A 24378-nucleotide genomic window follows, 5' to 3' on the forward strand; every position below is an offset into this window, starting at 1 on the left:
AAAAAAGGAACCCGAAATAGAGTTCCTTTTAATATTTTAAGAAAATGAATTAATCTTCATCATCCTCATCTTCATCATCGTAATCAGTATCTGCTTTATCGTTGTCATCATCATCGTCATCGTCATCACCACCGTCAGTATCAGGTTTGTCTTGATTGTCATCGTCGTCATCATCATCGCTGATATCGTCATCAATATCCATACCTTTAACTGGTGCAATTGCATCTACGTCAACATCTAAATCATCATCTTCATCGTAGTTTTCAATTCTGTCAGCCAATTTAGTACTAATTTTTACTAAATAAATAGTATCCTCAGTACGAACTTCAACAGCTTCAACCAATTCGTTTTTAGCATTTCTAAAACGGATTACATCCGAATCATCGTAACCATCAGGAAATTTCTCCACCAAAAGGTTTAAAATTTCATTGGTAAGTTTAGCGTAGTCTACTATAACTCTTTTCATAAATTATTTTATAAATCTAATAAATATGCAAAAATTAACGGAGCAACAATCGTAGCATCCGACTCAATAATAAATTTAGGGGTTTTGATGTCTAATTTACCCCAAGTGATTTTTTCATTTGGAACTGCTCCAGAGTAAGAACCATAACTGGTTGTTGAATCTGAAATCTGACAGAAATAGCTCCAGAATGGAACATCATGCATTTCCATATCTTGGTACAACATTGGTACAACACAGATAGGGAAGTCCCCAGCAATACCACCACCGATTTGGAAGAATCCAATTCCGTTTGAACTGTTTTTAGAATACCAATCCGCAAGGAAAGTCATGTATTCAATTCCAGATTTCATGGTAGATGCTTTTAATTCACCTTTAATTACGTATGAAGCAAAGATATTTCCCATTGTACTATCTTCCCATCCTGGAACGATAATTGGTAAATTTTTCTCTGCAGCTGCATACATCCAGCTATCTTTTAAATCAATTTCGTAATATTCTTCTAAAACACCAGATAACAACATTTTATACATGAATTCATGCGGAAAATAACGTTCTCCTTTATCATCTGCATCTTTCCAGATTTTGTAAATGTGTTTTTGTAAACGACGGAAAGCTTCATGTTCAGGGATACATGTGTCTGTAACACGGTTTAATCCTCTTTCTAATAATGCCCATTCGTCTTCTGGAGTTAAATCACGGTAGTTAGGAACTCTTTCGTAGTGTGAATGAGCTACTAAATTCATGATATCTTCTTCTAGATTCGCACCAGTACATGAAATAATATGTACTTTGTCTTGTCTAATTACTTCGGCAAAAATTTTACCAATTTCAGCTGTACTCATTGCGCCAGCCATACTCACAAGCATCTTTGCACCATCGGCTAATTGCTGCTCATATGCTTTTGCAGCATCAACTAATGAAGCAGAGTTAAAATGCAAATAATGTTTTTCAATAAACTGACTGATTGGTCCTTTCATTTCTTTTGTTTTTGTTTTTTTTTGAATTAAAAAGTTTAACCTTTTTGGATGTTAATGCAAATTAAGAATTTTCTAAAGATATCCATTACTTAATTTGCCGTTTTTTTTACAACTTTTTTTTGTATCCTAAAATCTTCAAAACGTCGTCTGAAGTCTGTTGTTCTGAGAATACCTCAGTTGCCAAAATCCCGTTTTCGTCTCTGTCAATTAGAATATGTTTAGGTTGTGGAATTAAACAGTGGTGTAAACCTCCGTATCCTCCAATTGTCTCCTGATAAGCTCCAGTATTAAAGAAACCAATATATAAAGGTTTTTCTTTGTTGTACTTTGGCAAATAAATGGCATTCATGTTTTGCTCAGAATTGTAATAATCGTCACTATCACAAGTCAGACCTCCCAACAGAACCCGTTCGTAGGTATCATTCCAGCGATTTACAGCCAGCATAATAAAACGTTTGTTTATAGCCCAAGTATCTGGTAAAGTGGTAATGAATGATGAGTCGATCATATTCCATTTTTCTCTATCATTTTGTTGTTTTTGATACAAAATCTGATAGATTGCACCACCGCTTTCGCCTACAGTAAATGATCCAAATTCCGTAAAAATATTTGGAACATCAACTTCAGCTTCATCACAAGCAATTTTAATTTGATTGATAATTTCATCAATCATGTATTGATAATCATATTCAAAGGCAAGTGAGTTTTTAATAGGGAAACCACCTCCAATGTTCAAACCGTCAAGAGTAGGGCACTCTTTTTTTAGAGCAATGTATACTTTAATACATTTTACAAGCTCATTCCAGTAATATGATGTATCGTTGATTCCAGTATTGATAAAGAAGTGAAGCATTTTAAGCTCTAACTTATCATTTTCCTGGATTTGTTTTTTATAGAAAGAAACTATGTTTTTGTAACCGATACCTAATCTTGAAGTATAAAACTCAAATTTAGGTTCTTCCTCAGCAGCAATACGGATTCCAATTTTGAATTTTCCTTTAATTTCTGCCTGAAGTAAATCTAACTCTTCGTAATTATCAATAATCGGAATAGTATTTTTATGTCCGTTGTTGATTAATCTTGCGATATTAGAAATGTATTCGTCTCTTTTGAAACCATTACAGATTACGTAAGTACTTTTATTGATTTTGCCATTCTCTAACAAATTCTCTACAATGTTTACATCAAATGCAGATGAAGTTTCGATATGAATATTGTTTTTAAAAGCCTCATTCATGATATATTCAAAATGAGAACTTTTTGTGCAATAACAATAGTAGTATTTTGCGTCGTATTTGTTTTTTTCCATCGATTTTCTGAACCAAGCTTTTGCCTTATTGATATTTTCAGAAATCTGAGGTAAATAAGTAAACTTTAACGGTGTTCCGTATTGTTCAACCAATTTCATCAAATCGATATTGTGAAACAATAAGTTGTCTTTGTTTAGTTTAAATTCCTCTTGTGGAAAGTAGTATGTTTGGTTTATTAGATCCGAATATTTTGTATTCATTTATTTGTCAATTTTTAGAGATTGTAATTTTTACTTGTAATTTAGATATTAAGGTACTAAATCTTAAATTCAAACTCTAATATTGGCGAATATAATCGGCAGTTTTTCGTGCTCGGCTTTTGAACATTGGAAAACATCAAAGCAAAGCGGACTTTTACTATTGTAAAAACGATTCAACATTCTTAATAAAGAACTGTTGAGACGGTTTCGATAAGAGCTAAAATTTCTTTGCTGCTTGTTTGTTTTCATGGGGCAAATGTAAAAAATAAAATATACCAAATGCAACGCTTTCGATTAAAAAAAGTTTAAGATTTATAATCTTGAAACGCGTCTAGAATTAATTTATTTTCAACGGATTGGTTAATTTTTATCTTGCCGATTCCTTCAATCAATGCAAATTGAATTAAACCGTATTCATTTTTTTTGTCGTGAATAAGCAATTCCAAGATCGGATCGATATCATTTTCTTCAAAAAGAACATCATCATAAATACCTTTAATAATGGTTTTGATTTCTCTGTATTCTTCTTCAGAAATTAAATCTTTCTTTAGTGAAATATAACTTTCTAAAATCATTCCAACAGCGATTGCTTCACCATGTAATAATGTAGTTTTTTCTTCACTTTCTAAAAAATAACCTTCAATAGCATGACCTAAAGTATGTCCGAAATTTAAAGCTTTACGAATGTTTTTTTCTGTTGGATCCTGAATAACGATTTCATTCTTAATTTCAACAGAACGATAAATCAATTGATCCAATTCATCAAAAACAATAGATTTTAAATCAGAAAACTGTCTCCAGTAAGGTGCGTCATAAATCAAACCATGTTTAAGCATTTCGGCTAAACCAGATCGCATTTCAGTTTGTGGTAAAGTTTCTAAATATTCGGTGTCAATTAATACCATTTGCGGCACATTGATTACACCAATCTGGTTTTTAAGATTTCCTAAGTCAACACCTGTTTTTCCTCCAACAGAAGCATCAACCATAGAAAGTAAAGTAGTCGGAACATTGATAAAATCAACTCCTCTTTTAAAAGTAGAAGCAACAAAACCACCTAAATCTGTTACTACACCGCCACCTACATTAATAATAAGTGTTTTACGATCTGCTCCAAGTTCTGTCAGAATATTCCAGATTTCGATACAAGTTTCGATGTTCTTATTTGCTTCTCCGGCTTCAAACTCAATAATTTCGATCGCTAAATCTGTTTCTAAATGCGGAATAAACTTCGGAAGACAATATTCGTTTGTCTGATCGTCAACAATAATAAATATATTGGAGTATTTATTTTCTCTTAAATGTTTATTTAAAGCTTCGTATGCATTTTGGTTGAAATGCACTAGATAATTATTGGCCTGAATAGATTGCATAATTCTTTAGTTAATTGAAAGCGCAAAAATAAAGTATTTTAAACTAATTAATAATCAAACTTTAGCTCTAATTTGTTTAAAATACACCTAATTTATCTGCATTATAATTAAGAACAAAACATTTACTTTATAATCGAATGTTTTATTGTGTTATTATTTAAAGATACCTAAAAATATCGTCCTGTTTTGTGAAGAATATTCAAAACACTCTCTATCTTTGCATAAAAACTAAACTTAATGGAAAAAATATTCGATAACACTCAGGTTGCATTTTCACTTAAAAGTGATACAGAACTTGACAGAGCTTATTTTCTTTTTAAAATGATTGATAGCGAGCCTTTGGTTCGTATTGGTACTGCTGTCACTAATTTTGCAATAAAAGCACATCTTCCGGTTGAAGGATTAATCCGTGCTACTGTTTTTGATCACTTTTGTGGTGGTGTAAACGAAAACGACTGTTTGACTGTGGTGGACAAAATGTTTACTAAAGGTGTTTCGTCAGTATTAGATTATTCTGTTGAAGGAAAAGAAGAAGAAGAGCAGTTTGATGCTGCTTTGGAAATGACTTTAAAAACTATCGAATTTGCCAAAGAACGTTTAGCAATTCCATTCGCAGTATTTAAGCCAACTGGTTTAGGACGTTTTGAATTGTATGAAAAATTAGGAGAGAAACAAGCTCTTAATCCTGCTGAACAAGAAGAATGGAATAGAGTAGTAGCTCGTTTTGACCAAGTTTGCAGTGAGGCTCACAAAAAAGATGTAGCCTTATTAATTGATGGTGAAGAAAGCTGGATGCAGGATGCAGCTGACGATTTGGTTACCGAAATGATGCGCAAATACAATAAAGAAAAAGCAATTGTCTTCAATACATTACAAATGTATCGTTGGGATCGTTTAGATTATTTAAAAGGTTTACACGAAATTGCGAAAAAAGAAGGTTTCTTCATCGGAATGAAATTAGTTCGTGGTGCTTACATGGAGAAAGAAAATAAACGAGCAGAAGAAAAAGGATATGTTTCGCCAATCTGCGTTTCTAAACAAGCTACCGATGATAATTATGATGCTGCTGTAAATTATATGCTAGATCATATTGAAACAATGTCAATCTTTGCTGGAACTCATAACGAATTAAGTTCGTATAAACTTATGGAGATGATGGCTCAAAAAGGAATTGCTAAAAACGATAACAGAATCTGGTTTGGACAATTATACGGAATGAGTGATAATATTAGCTACAACTTAGCTGAAAATGGTTATAACGTAGCCAAATATCTTCCGTTCGGACCTGTTAAAGATGTTATGCCATACTTGATTCGTCGTGCTGAAGAAAACACTTCAGTTGCCGGACAAACAAGCCGCGAATTATCTATGATTAAAGCAGAACGTAAACGTAGAAAAGGGAAAGAGTAGTTTTTTAGTCTCAGTTTACAGTCTCAGTTTACAGGATAGAACAAAAAACTCCAATCTTTCGATTGGAGTTTTTTTATTGTTTTGGATTTTGGAATTTAATTAAGAGTTACTAAACTGTAGATTACTTAAATTCTTATAAATACCATTTTCTAGGTTTATTAGCTCTTGATGTGTTCCTTCTTCAGAAATTTTTCCGTTGTCTAGAACTAAGATTTTATCCGCGTTTCTAATGGTAGAAAGTCGATGAGCAATAATAATACTTGTTCTTCCTTCCATTAATACTTCTAAAGCTTCCTGAACTAGTTTTTCGCTTTCACTATCTAAAGAAGACGTAGCTTCATCTAAAATCAAAATACTTGGGTTTTTAAGCAATGCTCTTGCAATGGCAATACGTTGGCGCTGACCTCCAGAAAGTTTAACACCACGCTCTCCAACCAAAGTTTCGAATTTCTCAGGAAAACCGTCTACAAAGTTGAAAGCATTGGCTTGTTTTGCTGCTGCAATAATTTCTTCTTCAGAAGCATTTGGATTTCCGTAGGCGATATTTTCTCTAATTGTTCCGCCAAACAAGATTACGTCTTGAGGAACAATACTCATATTTCCACGAAGATCTTCTAAATCATAATCGTAAATGTTTTTTCCGTCAACTAAGATTTCTCCTGAAGTGATATCGTAAAAACGCAATAAAAGAGAAGAAATAGTAGATTTTCCGGCACCACTTGGTCCAACGATGGCTATTTTTTGTCCGAATTCGGCATTGAAATTAACGTCTTTTAAAACCTGAACTTCTTTTCTTGAAGGATAACTGAAAGCTACGTTTTTAAACGATACATTTCCTTTTATTTTCTCAACAGCAGTAAGTCTAGGTTTCGCATTAATTTCCTCTGGAGTTTCTTCTAACAATTCAAAAACACGTTCTGTTGCTCCAACCGCTTTTTGAATCTGTGCATACATTTCGGCAATTCCCCCAAAAGAAGCACCAATAAAGGTTGTATATAATACGAATGAGATCAAATCTCCAACACCTTCAACTTCACCTTTTATCGTTAATGTGATTCCGTACCAAACTACGGCCACAACGCATCCGAAAAGGCAAAGAATAATAAATGAAGCGAAATAACCTCTGTATTGACCGCCTTTAATAGCGATTTTTACGATTTCTCTAATCTTGTTTTTGTAACGTTGAATTTCATACCATTCGTTAGCAAATGCTTTTACATTGCTAATTCCTTGTAATGTTTCTTCAACGATTACTTGGCTTTCGGCAACTTTATCTTGTGTCTTTTTTCCGTATTTACGAATGAATCTTCCAAAGATTACGGCAGCAACTGCCACGATCGGCACAATTGCCAACATCATTAAAGTTAATTTTGGACTAATACTTCCTAAGATTACAAAACCACCAATTATTAGAATGAACTGACGTAAAAACTCAGCGATTGTCGTGCTGAAAGTATCTTGTAATTGCGAAATATCAGCGCTGATTCTACTGTTTAATTCCCCAACACGCTTTTGAGAATAAAACGACATTGGCAATTTGATCAGGTTTTCATACAACGCAAAGCGAATGTTTGAAAGGGAATTTTCTGTAAAGTTTACAAACAGTGAAATTCTAAAAAAAGAAAAAACGGCCTGTAGAACTAAAATAGCCATTAATCCTAATGCGATTTCGTTTGCCTTAGAAAGATCTTTGTTGGTAACGCAATCTACAAGCATTCCCATTAGTTTAGGAAAGGCGAGGGCAGTAGCGCTTGTTAAAAATAGAAAAATCAAGCCAAGGAAAAATTTCCATTTGTGGCTCTTGGCATATTTAAAAATTCGGAGTGCTTTTTGAAGAGAGTTAGCGTTTAATTTAGCTTTTGGTAAATCATTTTCTTGAAATCTTGCCATTTGAATATACAATTAAGGTAGGCAAAGGTATGATTATAGCAAATTACTGCAAAAAGATTATTAGGAAATAGCTTTTCTACATTCAATTTTTAACTAAAATTAAGAAAACACGTTTTTTTCTATTTTTTTAAATTGCTGAAAAATAGATTTCTAAACATTTTATTAAAATTATTTTTCATATTTTTCAAAAAAAGACTTGTAAATATAAAATCTAGCTGTATATTTGCACTCGCAATCACAAACGATAGCAACCTAGTAAAATAGGGCGATTAGCTCAGCTGGTTCAGAGCACCTCGTTTACACCGAGGGGGTCGGGGGTTCGAACCCCTCATCGCCCACAAACTCCAAAACTCCAAAGTCTTATGATTTTGGAGTTTTTTTTTATCTTTGAGCATCATAAAACTTATACTTATTTATGGAACAAAAAATTCATCAGGGAAGAAATGTAAAACGTTTTAGAGAAATGCTTAACATAAAGCAGGAGGCGTTGGCTTTCGATCTAGGAGAGAACTGGAATCAAAAGAAAATCTTTATGCTGGAGCAAAAGGATGTAATTGAAGACGATATATTGAAGCAAATTTCAGATATATTGAAAATTCCTGTAGAAGCATTTCAGAACTTTGATGAAGAACAAGCTATAAATATCATTTCCAATACTTTTGGAGATAATGCCTGCGTTGGAAATCCTAATTCTACATTTAATTTCAATCCTATCGAAGAGTTGAAAAAACTCCATGATGAAAAAATTGCATTATACGAACGCATGCTGAAAGAAAAAGATGAAATGATGCTACGACTTGAAAAGCTTATCAATAAAGAATCATTATAAAAAAATAAAGAATTCAAAACCTCCAAAACCTTATGATTTTGGAGGTTTTTGCTTTATATTTAAACTACAGCAAAACAGAAAATGAAAGAAATTATAGAGCTTTCGAATAAAACAATAACAATCGACAGAAATGATTTTCTGAAGGTTAAAGGCAGTATTGATAACAATTTGTATTTTATAGAAAGTGGAAGTGTTAGGATTTTTGTTTTAGATGAAAATGAAGAGCGAGTAATTAGATTTGGTTATAAAGAAAATTTAATTGTTTCGTTAGATTCTTTTTTAACAGGAAAGCCTTCTGATTTGTTCATTCAAGCCATAAAAAAGACGGTTGTAAAAGTTGTGGATAAAAAGCAAATAGATAGTTTTTTAGAAAATGAAAGCAATCGAAGTTTATGGACAACAATTTTAGAAAATCTCGTAGTTCAACAAATGGAACGAGAAATCGACATTCTAACAAATTCTCCAAAAGAAAGATATGAAAGGGTTTTAAAAAGGAGTCCGCAACTTTTTCAGGAAATCCCAAACCGGCATATTGCCAATTATTTACGAATGAGTGCCGAAACTTTGTCTAGGTTAAAAAAGTCTTGACTTCAATCAAGATTTATAGAAAATACTTTTCACAATTTTGCATGAAGTAAAAAATAGAATTATGCAATCAGAAGAATTTATAGAAAGAATTTTAGAGCAAACGAGACAAATTATTAATCAAGCAGAAAAACTAAAGGATTATGATTTGAATGCTTTGACTTGGAGAAGAAACGAAAGTTCTTGGAGCATTTTGGAATGTTTAGAGCATTTGAATTTGTATGGCGATTATTATTTGCCAGAAATAGAAAGCGAAATAAAAAAATCGGTCACCAAAACTGATTTTGAATTTAAAAGTGGAATTCTAGGAAATTATTTTGCCAACAGTATGCTGCCAAAAGGAAAGCTAAATAAAATGAAAACTTTTAAAGACAAAAATCCATTGAATACTAAACTTGACAAATCAGTAATTGACAGGTTTTTAAATCAGCAAATAAAACTTTTGGACTTGCTGAATCAATCAAGAAATGTGAGTTTAAACAAAGTAAAGATCAAAATTTCTATATCAAAGTTTATTAGACTAAAATTAGGAGATACTTTTCATTTTTTTGTCAATCATAACATTAGACATTTTAATCAAATTGATCAAATACAAGTTGAAATGAGAAACTCCAAAGTCTTATGATTTTGGAGTTTTTTATATCTTAACTTTTTCAATAAATAGGATTTTGAACATCTTCAATTATAAATCTTTTATCAATTGCTTCCTGGACTACTGTCGATGGCATTCCAAATTCTTTTATGGCAAGATCTAGTACTGACTCAATCGTCATTCCTTCTGTTGCCCAACACTCTATAATTTCAGTCGAGCCAGTATCGGCACAATAAATAATTTTTTCAGAACCTACTAACTTAGCGAGTGCTTTACTAAAGTTGAATATGAATTCTCTATTCGCTTGGTATTTCAAATTAGCATACTTATGTTCAGGAAGATAAGTAATATCAATAGTTCTTTTGTTGAAATACAAAAATCCAAAATAAGTATCCAGCATATGGCATATATAACCGTATTCTGCAACGAGCTCGGGAGTTTCATTATTTTTCCAGGAATCTAACAAATCATTTTCAGTAATGTTTTGCCAAAAATATTCTTTTTCAAGAATGGATAGTATTCGTTCAACAGTAGCGCCGTGTTCTAACTTACTATTAATTCCTTCTAGGAAAACATCCTTAAGCTCTTTGTTTCTGTTCAATACATTAGGAAAATCCATTATTTCTTTTGATGTCAAGTTATGTCCGATTATAACGTTTAGATCAACTCCCATTTTGTTTTTATTTTTTATTTAAACCGTAAAATACCTTACACTTTTATTTTTTCTAAAAAGAAATCCTTTATCACCACTTTATATTTTGGTAAAGCGTAACGTATTACTTCTTCTCTCATTTCATTATATTTTTCAATATGATTTCTCAATATTTCTTCGTCATCATATATTTTATAATATTTCTCTTTTGCCATTTGAGTAATTCTGGAAATATCGTTTAATTTCAAATAAATAATTTCAGAAAGTATAAACTCATTGGCTGTCATACATTTTTCAAATTCTTTAAATTGTTCAAGATTTCCAACTGCCGCTGTAAAAATATTCATTTGACCTTCAGAAATCATACAAGTCCAAAACGGACACCATATTTCTGTTGGAATCAATTCTCCATTGTTAATGCAATTATTAATCTGACTAGCAATAGCATTTTCGCTTTTCAAAAATTCATTTTTAATTCGATTTTCCGAGATAATGTTTAACTCTTTATTAGAATATAGGAATTCTTCAATTGGAGGAAATACAACTTCAGAAATATTAAAACGAAAGACTATTTTTATTTCAGTCATATTATCTGTTCGATTGATTTTTGACAAGTAAAATTATTTTTTATAAAGTTCTATTTTTCTTCCATCAGGATCTGAAACAATACTCAAAAAGCCAAAATCTGTTTGCATTGGTTCCGAAAATGAAACGTTATGATGATTGAGCAAATTCAATGTTTCTTCAAAATTGTCAATAGCAAAACCTAGTCTTATGTTTTTATCTGCTTCTGTTTGATTTTTTGCCAATGGATAAATTTCTAAAACCATGCTTCCAATTTTAGAAGAATAATGCATAGGCGAATTACCATGTTTATGATAATCAAATGTTAAACCAAGCAAGTTATAAAAGTCAGCAAGACGTTTGGGGGCGTTTGTACGTATTACAATAAGTCTAATCTCCATCTGTTTTTGAACTATATTTATTTATAATTTTCTTTGAATTCTTAATAATTGTTAATTATACACTTAAAAACTCAAAAACCAGATTGCGTTTTGTATTTTTAAATCAAAAACTCAAAACTATTAAATTTTATGAAAAAGAAAAATAGATTAGCATCAATCATAATGTTACTTTTAATTACCAACATTACAATCAATGCACAAACTGGTAAAACAGAACAAGACGAAACAACAAAAGCCAAAGAATGGATCGGTTCTTTATCATTAAATGATCGTGCAAAAGAAGAAAGGTTGTCGCAAGTAGTCGCTACACATTTGACTGCAGTAAAAGAATGGCATAATAGTCATCCTGCTTCTACAGTTCCAGCAGGAATAAATCCTTTGGATGGAAAACCTCTTTCTGAACTTCATAGACAAATTATTGCTGATTCAGCAATACCTTCAAAAGTTCATGATGATTTAATGAGCGGATTAAGAAAGGATTTAAATGAACAACAAGTAGCTTTAGTTTTAGATAAATATACAGTAGGAAAAGTCGCTTTTACAATGAAAGGTTATCAGGCGATTGTTCTGGAAATGACTGATACAGAAACTGCTGAAATTCAAAAATTACTAGAAAAAGCTCGTGAACAAGCAGTAGATTACAAAAGTATGAAAGAGATTTCGGTCATTTTTGAAATTTACAAAACACAAGCTGAACAATATTTAAATAATAATGGTCGTAACTGGCGCCAGATGTATGCTGATTATACAAAGAAAATTAAAGCCGAAAAAGAAGCTGCTAAAAAGACAAAAACTCCTTAAAATTAGGGAGTTTTTTTTCTATTATTTTAAAACATATATGAACTGAAAATTAATAATTTAAAGGTTCCTTTTGAAAAGAATACTTTAGAAAAAACAATATATTTGAAATACATAAAATGTAACAAATCTTACTAAACAAAGACTTATCAGTAGATTTTAGTGAAACTTGCTAGCTAATCTCTTTAATCCCAATCTCTATAAAAACAATTCACCAGTAATATGAATACATTCGAAGATAATTTTGAAAGGTTACGGTATTATAATTCATCCCTCAAAAGACATTTTGCTGAACTTTTATTGGAAGAAATAACCAATTCAAATTATTTTCAAACAGATTCTCTGGCTAATATGGACCGATTGAATTTTATAGATGAGTTTGTACCGATTTACCTTGACATAAAAAATCAAAAATTCAAGTCGATTCTAAAGATTGAAGATTTGTACAATAAATATTATGAGAAATCATCTGACTTTAGCACAATAATTAAGTTGATTTTTACTAATTTATTTGATCTATTTTATAAAACAGAATTTCCTTGGCAAAAGGAGTTAGATATTGAACCGATTGACAGGTTTATTACGATTCATGATTTCATTCCGTTTGACTTTCCCGAAAATATTGATGATTTAAAAAGGGAAAGATATTCGCGTTTGCCAGATGAAAAATTTAATGATGTAAAACAAGAATTTAGATCTTTATTATCAGAAAGAAATAATCCAAATATACTGTCGGTTGGAATTTCTTCTTGTTATGCAAACGTCACTTTGCCAAAAGTTTATGATATTATTTTTGATACGAGAGATTTATCAAAATTTATTGAACAAAAAACCATCATTAAATTTGCCTATAATTTCAGAGTCATTTTTCATACTAATTTGTCTAAAGGACATCACTCTCACTGTTTAATTGAAGTTATTGGTCAAATTCCAGAAATATTTAATGAATTACCGCAAAATGGTAAGGGTGAACATCATGGAATTGGACTTTGTACTCAATACGATTGGCAGTTCATTAAACAAAGACAGAACTATTTATAAAAACTACGACATAAAAAATGCTACTTAGAAAAACTTGTCTTATCATCGTATTCTTTATAATAGCGAACACTTACGGACAGAGAAGAGAAGAAGCTAATCTCGATATTTTGTTTCGTAATCTACAAAATTCCAAAAGTTTCAACGGAAATGTCTTAATTGCTCAAAAGAACAAAATAATCTACGAAAAAGCTTTTGGAAAAGCCGATACGAGTAAATCTAATCTCTTAAATAAAAAATACCGTTTTCATATTGGTTCAATTGCAAAGGAATTTAATGCGGTAGGAATATTGATGCTTAAAGAACAAGGGAAATTAAAGCTTGATGATGCTATTTCAAAATATCTTCCTGAACTTCCTTTATGGGCTGATAACATCAAAATTATTCATTTACTGCAATACACAAGCGGACTTCCACAAATAAGATGGAAGGAAGTCAATCAGGATTCAGATAATATGGCTTTTCTAAAAAGTACAGCATCTCTTGATTTTGAGCCGGGGACAAAATACGATTATAATAATAACAATGTGTTTTTACAAAGGAGAATCATTGAGAAAATTACTGGTATGACTTTCAATTCTTTTGTTATTGAGAAAATACTTCTTCCAATCGGTATAAAAAATGCAGTTGTGGATCCGGACAAAAATGAAAAACTTTTTGCAAAATCATTTAATAATAACGGAAAACAAGATGATCTTAAATATAACATTTCTGGTTGGACAGCTTTAGATTTGAGAGATTTTTACAAATGGTCAGAAGCAATAAATTCATTTAAAATTATTTCACTTGAATCAACGCTTCAGCTTTTTGTGCCTTTTTCTGAAGAAAGTCAGACTGGTCTTGGCGAAGGAAGTATCAAACTTGGTAAAGTAATCAATCACAGACATGATGGCGCAGCGTTTAATTATCAAGCTTTATTGGTCAGTAATCCCGATTTAACCATTATTTTGATGACCAATAACAAGCAAAATAATTTGGATGAAATAAGCAGTTCGATACAAGATATATTTAAATAAGACTTGTTTAAAATCTGCCATTTACTCACTTAAGTTTTTCTTTTGAAAAACAAACTCATAATCACCAATTGTAGTTTTGAAGGTATTATTTTCAAATTCATAAATAGGCTTTTTATAAATAAGCTTATTGGTTTCAAAATTATAGTGATAAAAAAAGCCGTTTTTTATCTGAACATTTGTTTCGTGTACATTTATTAGAAAAAAATCTCTGGAATTATAATTTCTCACTGTGGCCAAACAAATAAACTTATAGAAATCATCTTCGAATTCTTCTATTTTCAATTCAATTTTTGATCCAATTGGTGTCCAATCTGTCATATTGTAATTTATTCGTAACTGACCTGATTCTTTAATTGAAGTCCAATCACCAAGTAATTCATCTGCACCAACTATACTTACTTCATGAAAGGTTTCAAATTTTAGAGCATTCAAAATTGCATTAAAAATATCTGTCACATAGATTTTATTTTCAAGTTGCTCATAGATTATTCTTCCAATTTTCTTACGATCTTGATTTAAAAACAGTTTGGATCGTAATACTTGATTAAGATCGTTAGAAACCAAGTTAAATCTGTTAGAATTAAGTGATTCAAATATCTTTATGAATGAGGCTTTGTTTTCTTGATTTAGAGCACTATTTAAATTTAATTCACTAAAAATATTATATCTCAGCTTTTCATTAAAGTCAGCTAATAATTTATTATATTCTACAGGCATTGTTTCTTCAAATTCGACATTGTTTAACAATTCAAATAGAATGAAAAACACAAATTTACGTTCAGTAAATGTCTGGTCAAATATTCTTAATAAGTTCATTTTTTAAATTTTAAGAGAAAGAATAGTGTTTAGTTTCGATTTAATTATTTAAAAAACTCATCATAACTTTCCTTTTTATTCTTCTGATATTTTTCAATATAGACATCTAAAAAAACACTTTGTTTTAAAAATTGCATGGTATCTTTTATGTTTAATATTTCATCAATTGCTTTCTGTTTGTCTTTCTGTTTATTGAAATAAGCTTCGGTTATTTTATAACCAATCCAATATCCTAAATCATTTGGCCTGTCGTCTTTTTGGGATGTTCCATATAACCAATCCTGATTATCTATGTTCTTTAATCTTGACACAAATTCCATACACAATTTGTCCAAATTTTTTTCTCCATATTGATATGAAAACTGATTTATTGATTCTCCCGAAATAAGCTCGCCGATAAAATCAGCGCCTCCTTCAAGCAAACACCATTTCAACAAAGCATCTTTACCCGATATGTTTTGCTGATAATGTACCAGTTCGTGGGCAATTAAACCTGAAATTCCATCTAAATTTTGAAGTTTTTCTGTTCCCACTACAATTCCTTCAAGAGCAGAAGTTCCTCCAGAATTAAATCTTCCATAAACAAAATAAATAGGAGGGAACTTTGCCTTTGGATACCAATATTTTAATGCACTGTAAATAGCTCTTACTCTTTTTTCTTTAGTATTTAGACCATCTAAAACATTTCGAGAAAGTTCATAATCTGCTTTTCTTTTCTTCACAACCACAAAAAGAGAATCTGCATTTATAATTCTGTATTCAGTAAACGCTTTCACACCAGGAGAACCTTTTTTCATATATTCAACAAATGGATTTTCTTTCGTTTTTTCCATTTTATCAAATGCGAGCCAAAAATTCTTTGTGTCTTTTGTTTCAAAAACTGCATCAAAAGGATTCTCAGAAAAATTAGTTTGTCCAAAAGCAGTATTTTGAATAGAAACCAGAACGAATAAAACAAGGTATTTTATTTTCATATTGAATCTTTTATGTTATTGAATTATCTCAGCTATATTTCTAAAATTAAACACATTAGCAGAATATTCTTTCTGTTTATCTTCTAGAATAAGTAAACCATTAAAATAGGTTATTTCAAATCGCTTAGTTTCCAAGATTAAGTATTTTAATCTGTAATTATAATCCAGCTCCTTTTCAATTTCGCTGATTATGTTTAGTGATTCTTCTTTTTCAATTTTAAACCATTCTTCGATATCAATTGTTTTTTTATGAAAGGAATTTACTTCAGTATCGGTATCCTTTCTTTTAAATAACTCCAAAACAAAATGATAAATCGTTTCTTTTGAAACTAAAATCGTTTTTTCATCCAAACACAGATTATAAGTTATTCTAAAATTGGTATTGTTTTCAGGTCTAATTCTAATTTTATTAACCTCATTTACAAAAATGATTGTGTCTGAGAAAGTATCAAATTTGTGTTTGAAATTCTCAGATAAAATCTTTAGGTTTTCAATAATAATTTTTGTCATCACTATTTATTAGGTAGAAATGTTTTTCTGCTCTGGTTTGTTTAATATCCTTAAAGAAATTTAACTAAGCTAGATATAATCCTTTGGGAAAGTACTCAAATTCACGAGTTGTCTTGTACAATATTTGATTTGTTGCACTCCTAATTTCAATTTTCTCAACCCAATTTCCATGTTCATCATATTTATATTGATAGGAATAATCTCTACTCTTTATTACATTATGATGAAGATCATATTCAAAAAAATCACACGTTCCGATTTTTCCACCTGGATAAGAAATTTTGTCTTCAATTAAAAGTCCAATTTCATTATAAAAATAGTAATGATTCTCAAATGAATCGTCGTCAAAAAAGATTAGAAGCTGTATCAATTGATTATTTTCATTATAAAAGTACATTCTTTTACTCAAGAAGATACCATCACGATTCAATATCCTCATAAGAATATAGTTGTCCTGACTAAATCTTTCAACTGAACTTATTTGACCTTTTAGATAACTTGTTTTCGTGTAATATCCCCTTTTTCCAAAAGTGGAATAATCGTAAACAACCTCTCTATCACTATCATTTGCTTTTTCAAGTTTTAGTCTATCATAAGGATCATAATTATAGTTGTGATTTTCTGTGTAATGAATTATTGAGCCGTCTTTTAACCTCTCAATTTTTAACTCTTTTTCTTTCCGTACTCCATCCTTATTGATATTTATATACTTATTGGCTAAATGTGTCGATTCATCATATTCATATAATTCAATAGAATGATCAGGCAAATATTCTCTTGAAATTATTTTACCATCTTTAAAACTCTTATACTTTGTTTCAAATTTTTCCTGACCATCTAATTCTCTAATAACTTCTTTTTGTCGGTTAAATTCAAAAGAAAAACAAGCTGTTCCATTTATCAGCTTGTATGCATTAATTTCAGTATCAAAATCGAAAGCTAATACTTTCATAAAACGAATATTCCCTTTTAGATTTCCAAGTTTTGAACCATAATAACTACTATAAAACCAGTTAGAAATGTCATAATTTTTCTCAAGATATTCTTGCATGAAATTAAATTTTTATGTTGCTTAAAATAATGTTACTAGCTATTTTTTATATCTCTATTTTTAATTGACAAAATTTTTGTACTTACTGTCAATTTTATCAAATATCAATGTTTTGATATAATTACTATCCAAATAATATTCAATCCATAAGGAATCTCCTGTTTGGATTAGTTCGTAATATTTTTTTGTGACTTCTATTATTCTATGTTTTTCTTCAACATCAGAATAGATTTTTATTTGATAAGAATCTCTATCAGAATCATGTCCTTCTATTGTGACAATTTCCTTTTCTAAAACTATACTATTTCCTTCAATTTTTTTCTGCAATAGTAGATACTTTCTATCCTTATTTATGTCTATGATTGCTCTGATTGTGGCATAGATCCAAAAGCCAAAAATAATTAGTACCATAAAAATGGAGAAAATTTTATCTGTTAGCTCTTCATTGGTGATAATCAAATAAATGCAACTAAAAGGAAATACAATTGTTATTATCGAAAATATAGACCACGTCAAATACCCTTTTCTTACTTGTTTTTTCAGGAATTTTATGTCTTCATCAGTAAGGCTTGTAATTTTTAAAGTTTGCTGCATGTAAGGATTTTATTTGAGGCTAATATACAATCATTATAACAATAGAAAATACAGAACTAAAACTGAATTATTGTAAATATTAGAAAAAAGAAGTAAATTACATTTAATCTAAAAATCAGATTATATATGCAACAGGAAAAAGACTGGTCCATAGACGACATTCAAAATATTTGGCAATTGGTTTCAAAACTTCACGACGGACAAAAATATGGTGGCGGTAATGAAGGAGAAAGGGTAGAGTATATCAATCATATTGGGAGTGTTGTTTTTGAAGTGTTAAACGCCACAAAATTTACGGAGAACATGAATTCTGATTTAGCGGTTAAATGCGCTATGCTTCATGATACGATTGAAGATACCGTTTTTGATTATGAAAAAGTACATCAGTTATTTGGAGAGCAAGTAGCAAAAGGTGTGATGGCTTTAACCAAAAATGACGAAATTGTAGTTTCATTAGAAAAAATGCGTGATAGTTTAAGCCGAATCAAGCAACAACCTATTGAAGTTTGGGCCGTAAAAATGGCTGATAGGATTTGTAATCTCTACGAACCTCCTTATTATTGGGATGATGAGAAAAAGTTAAAATATATCGAAGAAGCTGAAATTATATTTGACGAACTGAAAGATGCTAATCAATATTTAGCTGACAGATTAAAAAGTAAAATTAAAGAATACCATCGTTTTATTGGCGTTGTAACTAATTGATTTTAAATAAAAAGCCGTCTCCAGAAAAAATAGAGACGGCTTTTTACTTAATTTTCTTTAGTCAGTCGATCCAGTTCTTTCAATAAAGTTGGCATTCTGTATTCGCCATCCATTTGTTCGACATAAGAGAAAGCTTCATCCAAATCGATTCCGATCGAAGTGATATAAAGCGGTTTTTTACTGTCACCTCTGAAAAGTGCTTTTTTATTCTTTTCTATGGAAGCAAAATTCGTTTTGGCAACACCAATAATCGGAATTTCTTTATTTAGTTTTTCATATAAATAGCCACCTAAACCGTATTTCTGATCATCATTTAAGTAAACAAAACCATCTACAACAATTGCTTTAACGACAGATAAATCAATTTGATTTAAAAGACTTAGAATACAGGGTAATTCTCTTTTGTAAAATTCACCAGGAATATATTCTTCAACGTTATCAATGATTTCAGTATAAACTTTAAAATTTTTGCCTTCATTCCATTCTGAAAATTCAAGACAAACCGTTTTCGCTTTTTGGTCAAAGTAATACGTATCAAAAGCTAAGATCATAAATTCTTATTTATTAATTTAATCAACGAAAATATCTATTTTGAGGCAACTTTCCTAAGTTCTGCAAGTACATCATTTAGAAAAGTTTGTTGTTTTTCATCCTCTTTAAAGTAACGTTGATACAAGACACTGCAACTTTCCACATCAGCAATGTTATTTTTATCAAAAGACCAATCCTCTTCGTTTTTAATTGTAATACTTAGACCATCACTGCAGCTTTGCCAAAGTTCGGTAAATCGTGTTTTTTTATCCGCACTTAGCTTATCGAAATCAGCATAAACAGTATAACCGCGCATTTCTGAATTAAAAAACTTTTCAATCCAATATACAGGAACACCGCCCCAAATTATGGTTTGCCCTTCTGGAAGTTTTATGCTCGTTAATCTTTGCTCACTCATTTTATGCTTTTGTTCTCCTGATACAAAAAAATGTTCATTATAAGTAAGTCTTGTTCCTTTTGGAACCATTATTTTTTTAACCAACATAGGTTCTGTAGTAATGAAATACGGATAGTTAGGATTTGAGTTTCCACCTGTTGGATTCATATTACCAACGCATCCCGTAAGTATTAAAGCAAGTAATGAGGTAAACGATCTTATTATTTTCATATACAAGTTAATTATATTATTTTCCTAAGAAAGGAATCATTATTTTTTTGATTTTAAAATACCTGAAATAGAATAAAATTATTAATCGAAATTCTGTCTCATCTAAAGCTAATATAAGAAATATCTTTAAAACGAAAGTGTGAAATAAATTGCTTAACTTTAAGAAACTATCTATTCACTTAAAAACAAAAAACATGAAAATCAGAATGATTTGGGGCAATCTTGTCTCACACGATATAGCAAAAACAATTGAATTTTATACGGCTTTAGGATTTAAACAAAACGGAAAAGAAACAGAAGATTTGGTGAGTTTTATATTTGCTGAAAACAACTTCATCATCAACTTTTTTGTTCCCAAAAGATTCGAAACTGCTTTAAAAGGAAAATTAGCAAATGCGAAATCTGAAAATGAAATTATCTTTTCATTGTCCGCCAATAGTCGAGAAGAAGTTGATCTTTGGTACAAAAAAATAAAAGAAATCGGCGGTACTATTTTCTCCGAACCTGAAAATTTTGAAGTAGGTTATACTTTTGGTTTTGCCGATCCGGATGGTCATAAATTTAATTTTTTGTATTGGCCGGGAATGTGATTATATTTCAAACAGTCCAATAATTTTTTGATCATAATCATATCCTGAATCGTTTGGGAATTTGCCATTTAAATCTGGAAAAATAAGTTGTATATACTCATATTTCTTGTTTTCATAAAATTTAATTGAAGTTAATACATATTCGGACAAATCTTCATTCTTTACTTTAATTAAGTAGACAGGAAAAATATCTGTCAAATCATTTATCTTTTCATTTAGTTGAATTTTATCCGACTTATATTTTTCAACATAATTTTTAATAATCTGTCCTGACAAATTAGGTCCCAAACCAGAAATGAATAATTCTGGTATTTTATAATTTTCAAATATTCCAGTTGAATATGCAAAAGGAGTAATATTTTTTTCTTCTAAAATGGCAGTCACATAATAACCGACTGACGATATAGTATTGTAAACCTTTTCAAAGTATAATGCTTTTTTGTTTTCTTCCATTCTATAATTAATTGAAAAATATACAGCTAATATAGCTTTAATATTTTTTGCCATATGACAAATTTCCATTTAAAACTTATACCTAACTTTCGGGCATGAAAGAATTAGTAACATATATATTGCAATTTGGCAGTTTAAATCAGCAGCAGATTGATTTAATTTTAAGTAAAGCCGTAGAAAGAGAAATTAAAAAAGATGATTACTTTTCTGAAGCCGGAAAAGTTTCTGTAGAAGTCGGTTTTATAGTCGACGGAGTTATGAGAGTTTGCTATTACAACAACAAAGGCGAAGAAATAACAAAATATTTTATTGATGAGAACAATCTTGTAGTCGATTTAGAAAGTTTTGAAAACAGCATTTGTTCGTCGGCTTATGTTCAAGCGGTTACCGATTGTACAATGATTGTTTTTTCTAAAAAGGATTGGGAAGATCTTCTAAACACTATAATTGGCTGGGACAAGATCGTTCATAAAATCATCAATAAAGCTTTGATTCAAAAAGTTTCCAGAAGAAGTCCGCTGGTTTCTGAGGATGCCACAACACGTTATTTGTCTTTTATGGAAATGTTTCCTAATGTAATCAATCGTGTTCCACTTTCGTATCTGGCTTCTTATCTTGGCATTACACAATCTTCTTTGAGCAGAATTAGAAAAAACATACGCTAAAATCGCTTTTTGTCATTTGGCAAATGTTATTGTTTTTAATCGATGCAACTTTGTAATCAATAATTTAAAAAGATAAAAAAATGGATTCAGTATTAATTACAGGTGCCAATAGAAGCATAGGTTTAGAAACAGCAAAACAACTTTCTAAAAAAGGATTATTTGTTTATTTAGGAACTCGAAATCTTCAAAAAGGAGAAGAAGTGGTAAATGAACTAACTCAAAATGGTTTTCAAAACATTAAAGCCATTCAGATCGATGTTACAGATTCTGAAAGTGTTTTAAAAGCTAAAGAAATTATAGAAAAGGAGCAGGGGAAATTAGATGTTTTGATTAATAATGCTGGAGTTTTAGGAGATGTACCGCAAGATTCTTCTACAACTTCTGTAGAAAACATACAACAAGTCTTTGATACCAATTTCTTTGGTGTCATTAGAGTGACTCAAACCTTTATAGAATTGCTTAAGAAATCAAAAAATCCAAGAATCAGCAATATTACTTCAGGTCTTGGATCGTTGACTTTACACAGTGATCCAACTTGGAAATATTATGCCATCAAAGCAGTTTCGTATGTTTCTTCAAAAACAGCTTTAAATGCTTTTACCGTTACTCTGGCTTATGAATTAAAAGATTTAGGTTTTAAAGTAAATGCAATTGATCCAGGTTATACTGCAACAGATTTTAACCATTTTAACGGACCTGGAAGTGTAGAAAGCGCTGCTAGTTTTATTATAAAACATACTTTGACAGATGAAAATGGTCCAAACGGAAAATTCTTCAGCAACGATATTGAAGACGAAAGTGAAGAAAGTCCATGGTAAAATAAAGTAACTCCAAAAACGATAAACCCTCAAGATCTAATGATTAACGAGGGTTTTAGCATTTAAATAACGTTCTCTTTTTAATAAAAGTGGTAATTTAGTCGCCAATTCATCTGAATAGAAATTTTAAAAGAAAATACCATGTCAATTACAACAGAAGCAGAATTAGCCGGAATGAAAAAAGCGAGTGAAGCAGTAGCATTTACCTTAAAAGAAATGCGAAAATTTGCAAAAGCAGGGATGTCAACCAAAGAACTAGATGATTATGGTGGTCAAATCTTAAATGATCTTGGAGCTAAATCTGCACCCTATTTGACTTACGGTTTTCCTGGATGGACATGTATCAGTGTGGGTAACGAATTTTGTCACGGAATTCCATCAGAAAAAAGAATTCTTGAGGAAGGAGATTTAATTAATATTGATGTTTCTGCAGAATTAAACGGCTTTTGGTCAGATAACGGAGGCTCATTTGTAATTGGATCCGATGTAAACGAACATCAAAAACTGGTAGAAGCTTCCAAACAAATTCTTCACAAAGCAATTCATAATATAAAAGGTGGCGTTCGCATTTCTGATATTGGTTTTCTGATCGAAACCGAAGCAAAGAAAAAAGGTTACAAAGTCATTAAAAACCTAACTGGACATGGAGTAGGAAGAAGTCTTCACGAGGCGCCGCATGAAATTGCCAATTATAGAGATCGTTTTAATGTTACAAGATTCAAAAAGAATTCGGTTGTGGCTATAGAAACTTTCATTTCTACCACTTCAACTTATGCAGAAACATTGCAAGATGGCTGGACAATGGTTGGAAATAAAGGTGGTTTTATGGCACAACACGAACATACTATAGTCGTTACAGAAGGCAAACCAATCATTTTAACAGAAATGAATGAAATCTGGAATTAAGACATTACACAAACAAAAAAGCTCCGAAAATAATCAACGGAGCTTTTTTGTTTCTTTTTCTATTTGATAAATAAATCCTTTTTGGCCATCAAAATCAAAATCTTTCTTGTATGTAAGTCCCAACTTTTCTAAAACTTTTATTGAAGCTGCATTTTCTGTTCTTACTCTTCCAATTATTACCTCTAAGTTTAAGGCTTCGAAACCATATTCCAGACATGCTTTTGCACTTTCCGTGGCATAACCTTTATTCCAATAATGTTCAAAAAATCTAAAGCCAATATCCGTTTCATCTTTTTCTTTATCATATTTTAAGCCGCACCAGCCAAGAAAATCTTTACTTACCTTATCGATTACCGCCCAGCGCCCAAAACCATTAATTTTATAATCGTTATAGTTTTCAAGAAAGGACATGGCTTCTTTGATGTTATTAAATTCTTTGTCTCCGGTATATCTAACAACATTTGGATTTAAATTCAATTCATACAATGACTTCGAATCTTCTACACTCAATTCTCTTAATATAAGTCGATTTGTTTGTAAAATTTCATTCATTCCAAAACTGATTTATTAGATTTCAATTTACATTTATTATTAAGCAGGTTCCCAAAGTTCAATTTTATTGCCTTCAGTATCCATTATATGAACAAATTTCCCATAATCGTACGATTCGATATCATCAAGAATCGTAACTCCATTCGCTTTTAATTTTTCTACCAAACCTTCAATATTCTGAACGCGGTAGTTAATCATAAAATCTTTTTTAGAGGGTGAAAAATATTCATCTCCTTTCTTAAAAGGACACCATTGAGTTGATTCTATCTGTTCTGGGTTTTCCAAATTTCTAGATTCAAAACTAGCAGATCCCCAATCATTAATTTCTAATCCTAAGTTTTTGGCGTACCAATCCTTAGTTTCCTTTGGGTTGTCAAGAAAAAAGAAAATACCGCCAATTCCTGTTACTTTTGGTGTATTATTACCTAAATGATTATCTTTATTTACTGAATTTTCCATATTAAATATTATTGTGTTTCAATAA

Annotated in this window: 30 protein-coding genes and 1 tRNA gene; 13 read left to right on the forward strand and 18 right to left on the reverse strand. The window is 30.7% G+C overall.

The window, feature by feature from the left end; all coding sequences use genetic code 11:
* Window positions 1-49: 49 nt before the first annotated feature.
* From NQQ59_RS00455 to aroB, 4 genes are all read right to left on the reverse strand, one after another.
* The gene (locus tag NQQ59_RS00455; protein ID WP_144212630.1) at window positions 50-466 is read right to left on the reverse strand and encodes a DNA primase; all 417 of its coding nucleotides are present in this window, start codon (window positions 464-466) and stop codon (window positions 50-52) included.
* Between the two features lie 8 nt (window positions 467-474).
* The gene (locus tag NQQ59_RS00460) at window positions 475-1443 is read right to left on the reverse strand and encodes a deoxyhypusine synthase family protein (protein ID WP_095931202.1); all 969 of its coding nucleotides are present in this window, start codon (window positions 1441-1443) and stop codon (window positions 475-477) included.
* Window positions 1444-1549: 106 nt separating this feature from the next.
* Window positions 1550-2953 carry a type III PLP-dependent enzyme domain-containing protein gene (locus tag NQQ59_RS00465; RefSeq protein ID WP_144212632.1) on the reverse strand — a complete coding sequence of 468 codons (1404 nt, stop codon included), beginning with the start codon at window positions 2951-2953 and terminating at the stop codon, window positions 1550-1552.
* A gap of 305 nt (window positions 2954-3258) precedes the next feature.
* Window positions 3259-4326 carry a 3-dehydroquinate synthase gene (gene aroB, locus NQQ59_RS00470; protein ID WP_144212633.1) on the reverse strand — a complete coding sequence of 356 codons (1068 nt, stop codon included), beginning with the start codon at window positions 4324-4326 and terminating at the stop codon, window positions 3259-3261.
* 237 nt (window positions 4327-4563) lie between these two features.
* On the opposite strand from aroB, the gene NQQ59_RS00475 reads away from it, so the two are divergent.
* Window positions 4564-5736: a proline dehydrogenase family protein gene (locus NQQ59_RS00475; protein ID WP_144212635.1), complete on the forward strand. Its 1173-nt coding sequence runs from the start codon at window positions 4564-4566 to the stop codon at window positions 5734-5736.
* A 99-nt stretch (window positions 5737-5835) separates the two neighbouring features.
* On the opposite strand, the gene NQQ59_RS00480 is transcribed toward NQQ59_RS00475, so the two are convergent.
* On the reverse strand, window positions 5836-7626 hold the full coding sequence (locus NQQ59_RS00480; protein WP_144212637.1) for an ABC transporter ATP-binding protein: 1791 nt from the start codon (window positions 7624-7626) through the stop codon (window positions 5836-5838).
* A gap of 263 nt (window positions 7627-7889) precedes the next feature.
* Between NQQ59_RS00480 and NQQ59_RS00485 the strand changes: the two genes are divergently transcribed.
* The 4 genes from NQQ59_RS00485 to NQQ59_RS00500 all read left to right on the forward strand — a co-directional run bounded on the left by NQQ59_RS00485 (window position 7890) and on the right by NQQ59_RS00500 (window position 9665).
* Window positions 7890-7964, forward strand: a tRNA-Val gene (locus NQQ59_RS00485).
* Window positions 7965-8041: 77 nt separating this feature from the next.
* On the forward strand, window positions 8042-8455 hold the full coding sequence (locus tag NQQ59_RS00490; protein ID WP_144212639.1) for a helix-turn-helix domain-containing protein: 414 nt from the start codon (window positions 8042-8044) through the stop codon (window positions 8453-8455).
* 81 nt (window positions 8456-8536) lie between these two features.
* Window positions 8537-9043: a Crp/Fnr family transcriptional regulator gene (locus tag NQQ59_RS00495; RefSeq protein ID WP_144212641.1), complete on the forward strand. Its 507-nt coding sequence runs from the start codon at window positions 8537-8539 to the stop codon at window positions 9041-9043.
* Between the two features lie 61 nt (window positions 9044-9104).
* Window positions 9105-9665: a DinB family protein gene (locus tag NQQ59_RS00500; protein WP_144212643.1), complete on the forward strand. Its 561-nt coding sequence runs from the start codon at window positions 9105-9107 to the stop codon at window positions 9663-9665.
* A gap of 28 nt (window positions 9666-9693) precedes the next feature.
* Here NQQ59_RS00500 and NQQ59_RS00505 read toward each other — a convergent pair whose 3' ends face one another.
* Genes NQQ59_RS00505 through NQQ59_RS00515 form a run of 3 tightly spaced genes read right to left on the reverse strand, consistent with a single transcriptional unit; the run spans window position 9694 to window position 11249 of the window.
* Entirely contained in the window at window positions 9694-10305 is a 612-nt protein-coding gene (locus NQQ59_RS00505; RefSeq protein WP_144212645.1) for a hypothetical protein, read from the reverse strand.
* A 35-nt stretch (window positions 10306-10340) separates the two neighbouring features.
* Window positions 10341-10898 (reverse strand): hypothetical protein, encoded by a 558-nt coding sequence (locus NQQ59_RS00510; RefSeq protein ID WP_144221450.1) that lies wholly within the window; start codon window positions 10896-10898, stop codon window positions 10341-10343.
* Window positions 10899-10904: 6 nt separating this feature from the next.
* On the reverse strand, window positions 10905-11249 hold the full coding sequence (locus NQQ59_RS00515; protein ID WP_144212649.1) for a VOC family protein: 345 nt from the start codon (window positions 11247-11249) through the stop codon (window positions 10905-10907).
* A 129-nt stretch (window positions 11250-11378) separates the two neighbouring features.
* On the opposite strand from NQQ59_RS00515, the gene NQQ59_RS00520 reads away from it, so the two are divergent.
* The 3 genes from NQQ59_RS00520 to NQQ59_RS00530 all read left to right on the forward strand — a co-directional run bounded on the left by NQQ59_RS00520 (window position 11379) and on the right by NQQ59_RS00530 (window position 14101).
* Window positions 11379-12050 (forward strand): DUF3826 domain-containing protein, encoded by a 672-nt coding sequence (locus NQQ59_RS00520; RefSeq protein ID WP_222104866.1) that lies wholly within the window; start codon window positions 11379-11381, stop codon window positions 12048-12050.
* Between the two features lie 219 nt (window positions 12051-12269).
* The gene (locus tag NQQ59_RS00525) at window positions 12270-13088 is read left to right on the forward strand and encodes a hypothetical protein (protein WP_144212651.1); all 819 of its coding nucleotides are present in this window, start codon (window positions 12270-12272) and stop codon (window positions 13086-13088) included.
* A gap of 17 nt (window positions 13089-13105) precedes the next feature.
* Window positions 13106-14101, forward strand: a complete 996-nt coding sequence (locus tag NQQ59_RS00530; RefSeq protein WP_144212653.1) for a serine hydrolase domain-containing protein — start codon at window positions 13106-13108, stop codon at window positions 14099-14101.
* 21 nt (window positions 14102-14122) lie between these two features.
* Here the strand turns inward: NQQ59_RS00530 and NQQ59_RS00535 are convergent, their stop codons facing one another.
* The 5 genes from NQQ59_RS00535 to NQQ59_RS00555 all read right to left on the reverse strand — a co-directional run bounded on the left by NQQ59_RS00535 (window position 14123) and on the right by NQQ59_RS00555 (window position 18046).
* Window positions 14123-14917, reverse strand: a complete 795-nt coding sequence (locus tag NQQ59_RS00535) for a hypothetical protein (RefSeq protein ID WP_144212655.1) — start codon at window positions 14915-14917, stop codon at window positions 14123-14125.
* A 44-nt stretch (window positions 14918-14961) separates the two neighbouring features.
* Window positions 14962-15891: a DUF2268 domain-containing putative Zn-dependent protease gene (locus tag NQQ59_RS00540; RefSeq protein WP_144212657.1), complete on the reverse strand. Its 930-nt coding sequence runs from the start codon at window positions 15889-15891 to the stop codon at window positions 14962-14964.
* A gap of 15 nt (window positions 15892-15906) precedes the next feature.
* On the reverse strand, window positions 15907-16401 hold the full coding sequence (locus tag NQQ59_RS00545) for a hypothetical protein (protein ID WP_144212659.1): 495 nt from the start codon (window positions 16399-16401) through the stop codon (window positions 15907-15909).
* A gap of 64 nt (window positions 16402-16465) precedes the next feature.
* Complete coding sequence (locus tag NQQ59_RS00550) at window positions 16466-17452, reverse strand: hypothetical protein (protein ID WP_144212661.1); 987 nt, start codon at window positions 17450-17452, stop codon at window positions 16466-16468.
* Between the two features lie 60 nt (window positions 17453-17512).
* Window positions 17513-18046 (reverse strand): hypothetical protein, encoded by a 534-nt coding sequence (locus NQQ59_RS00555; protein ID WP_144212663.1) that lies wholly within the window; start codon window positions 18044-18046, stop codon window positions 17513-17515.
* 126 nt (window positions 18047-18172) lie between these two features.
* On the opposite strand from NQQ59_RS00555, the gene NQQ59_RS00560 reads away from it, so the two are divergent.
* Window positions 18173-18751, forward strand: coding sequence for an HD domain-containing protein (locus NQQ59_RS00560; protein WP_144212665.1), 579 nt, complete (start codon window positions 18173-18175; stop codon window positions 18749-18751).
* 47 nt (window positions 18752-18798) lie between these two features.
* On the opposite strand, the gene NQQ59_RS00565 is transcribed toward NQQ59_RS00560, so the two are convergent.
* Both NQQ59_RS00565 and NQQ59_RS00570 read right to left on the reverse strand, forming a co-directional pair.
* Window positions 18799-19302 carry an endonuclease V gene (locus NQQ59_RS00565; protein WP_144212667.1) on the reverse strand — a complete coding sequence of 168 codons (504 nt, stop codon included), beginning with the start codon at window positions 19300-19302 and terminating at the stop codon, window positions 18799-18801.
* 35 nt (window positions 19303-19337) lie between these two features.
* A complete protein-coding gene (locus NQQ59_RS00570) occupies window positions 19338-19910 on the reverse strand; it encodes a hypothetical protein (RefSeq protein ID WP_144212669.1) in 573 nt (190 codons plus the stop codon).
* 194 nt (window positions 19911-20104) lie between these two features.
* Between NQQ59_RS00570 and NQQ59_RS00575 the strand changes: the two genes are divergently transcribed.
* Window positions 20105-20500, forward strand: coding sequence for a VOC family protein (locus NQQ59_RS00575; protein ID WP_144212671.1), 396 nt, complete (start codon window positions 20105-20107; stop codon window positions 20498-20500).
* Here the strand turns inward: NQQ59_RS00575 and NQQ59_RS00580 are convergent, their stop codons facing one another.
* Window positions 20501-21007, reverse strand: a complete 507-nt coding sequence (locus NQQ59_RS00580; protein ID WP_222104867.1) for a DUF4262 domain-containing protein — start codon at window positions 21005-21007, stop codon at window positions 20501-20503.
* Between the two features lie 41 nt (window positions 21008-21048).
* On the opposite strand from NQQ59_RS00580, the gene NQQ59_RS00585 reads away from it, so the two are divergent.
* From NQQ59_RS00585 to map, 3 genes are all read left to right on the forward strand, one after another.
* Window positions 21049-21618 (forward strand): Crp/Fnr family transcriptional regulator, encoded by a 570-nt coding sequence (locus NQQ59_RS00585; protein ID WP_144212673.1) that lies wholly within the window; start codon window positions 21049-21051, stop codon window positions 21616-21618.
* An 80-nt stretch (window positions 21619-21698) separates the two neighbouring features.
* Entirely contained in the window at window positions 21699-22436 is a 738-nt protein-coding gene (locus NQQ59_RS00590) for an SDR family oxidoreductase (protein ID WP_144212675.1), read from the forward strand.
* 141 nt (window positions 22437-22577) lie between these two features.
* Entirely contained in the window at window positions 22578-23342 is a 765-nt protein-coding gene (gene map, locus NQQ59_RS00595) for a type I methionyl aminopeptidase (RefSeq protein WP_144212677.1), read from the forward strand.
* 33 nt (window positions 23343-23375) lie between these two features.
* On the opposite strand, the gene NQQ59_RS00600 is transcribed toward map, so the two are convergent.
* A complete protein-coding gene (locus tag NQQ59_RS00600; RefSeq protein WP_144212679.1) occupies window positions 23376-23894 on the reverse strand; it encodes a GNAT family N-acetyltransferase in 519 nt (172 codons plus the stop codon).
* A 39-nt stretch (window positions 23895-23933) separates the two neighbouring features.
* Window positions 23934-24353: a VOC family protein gene (locus NQQ59_RS00605; protein ID WP_144212681.1), complete on the reverse strand. Its 420-nt coding sequence runs from the start codon at window positions 24351-24353 to the stop codon at window positions 23934-23936.
* Window positions 24354-24378: the final 25 nt, after the last annotated feature.

Origin of the sequence: Flavobacterium panacis (assembly GCF_024649945.1) — a bacterium.
Lineage (GTDB): Bacteria > Bacteroidota > Bacteroidia > Flavobacteriales > Flavobacteriaceae > Flavobacterium > Flavobacterium panacis.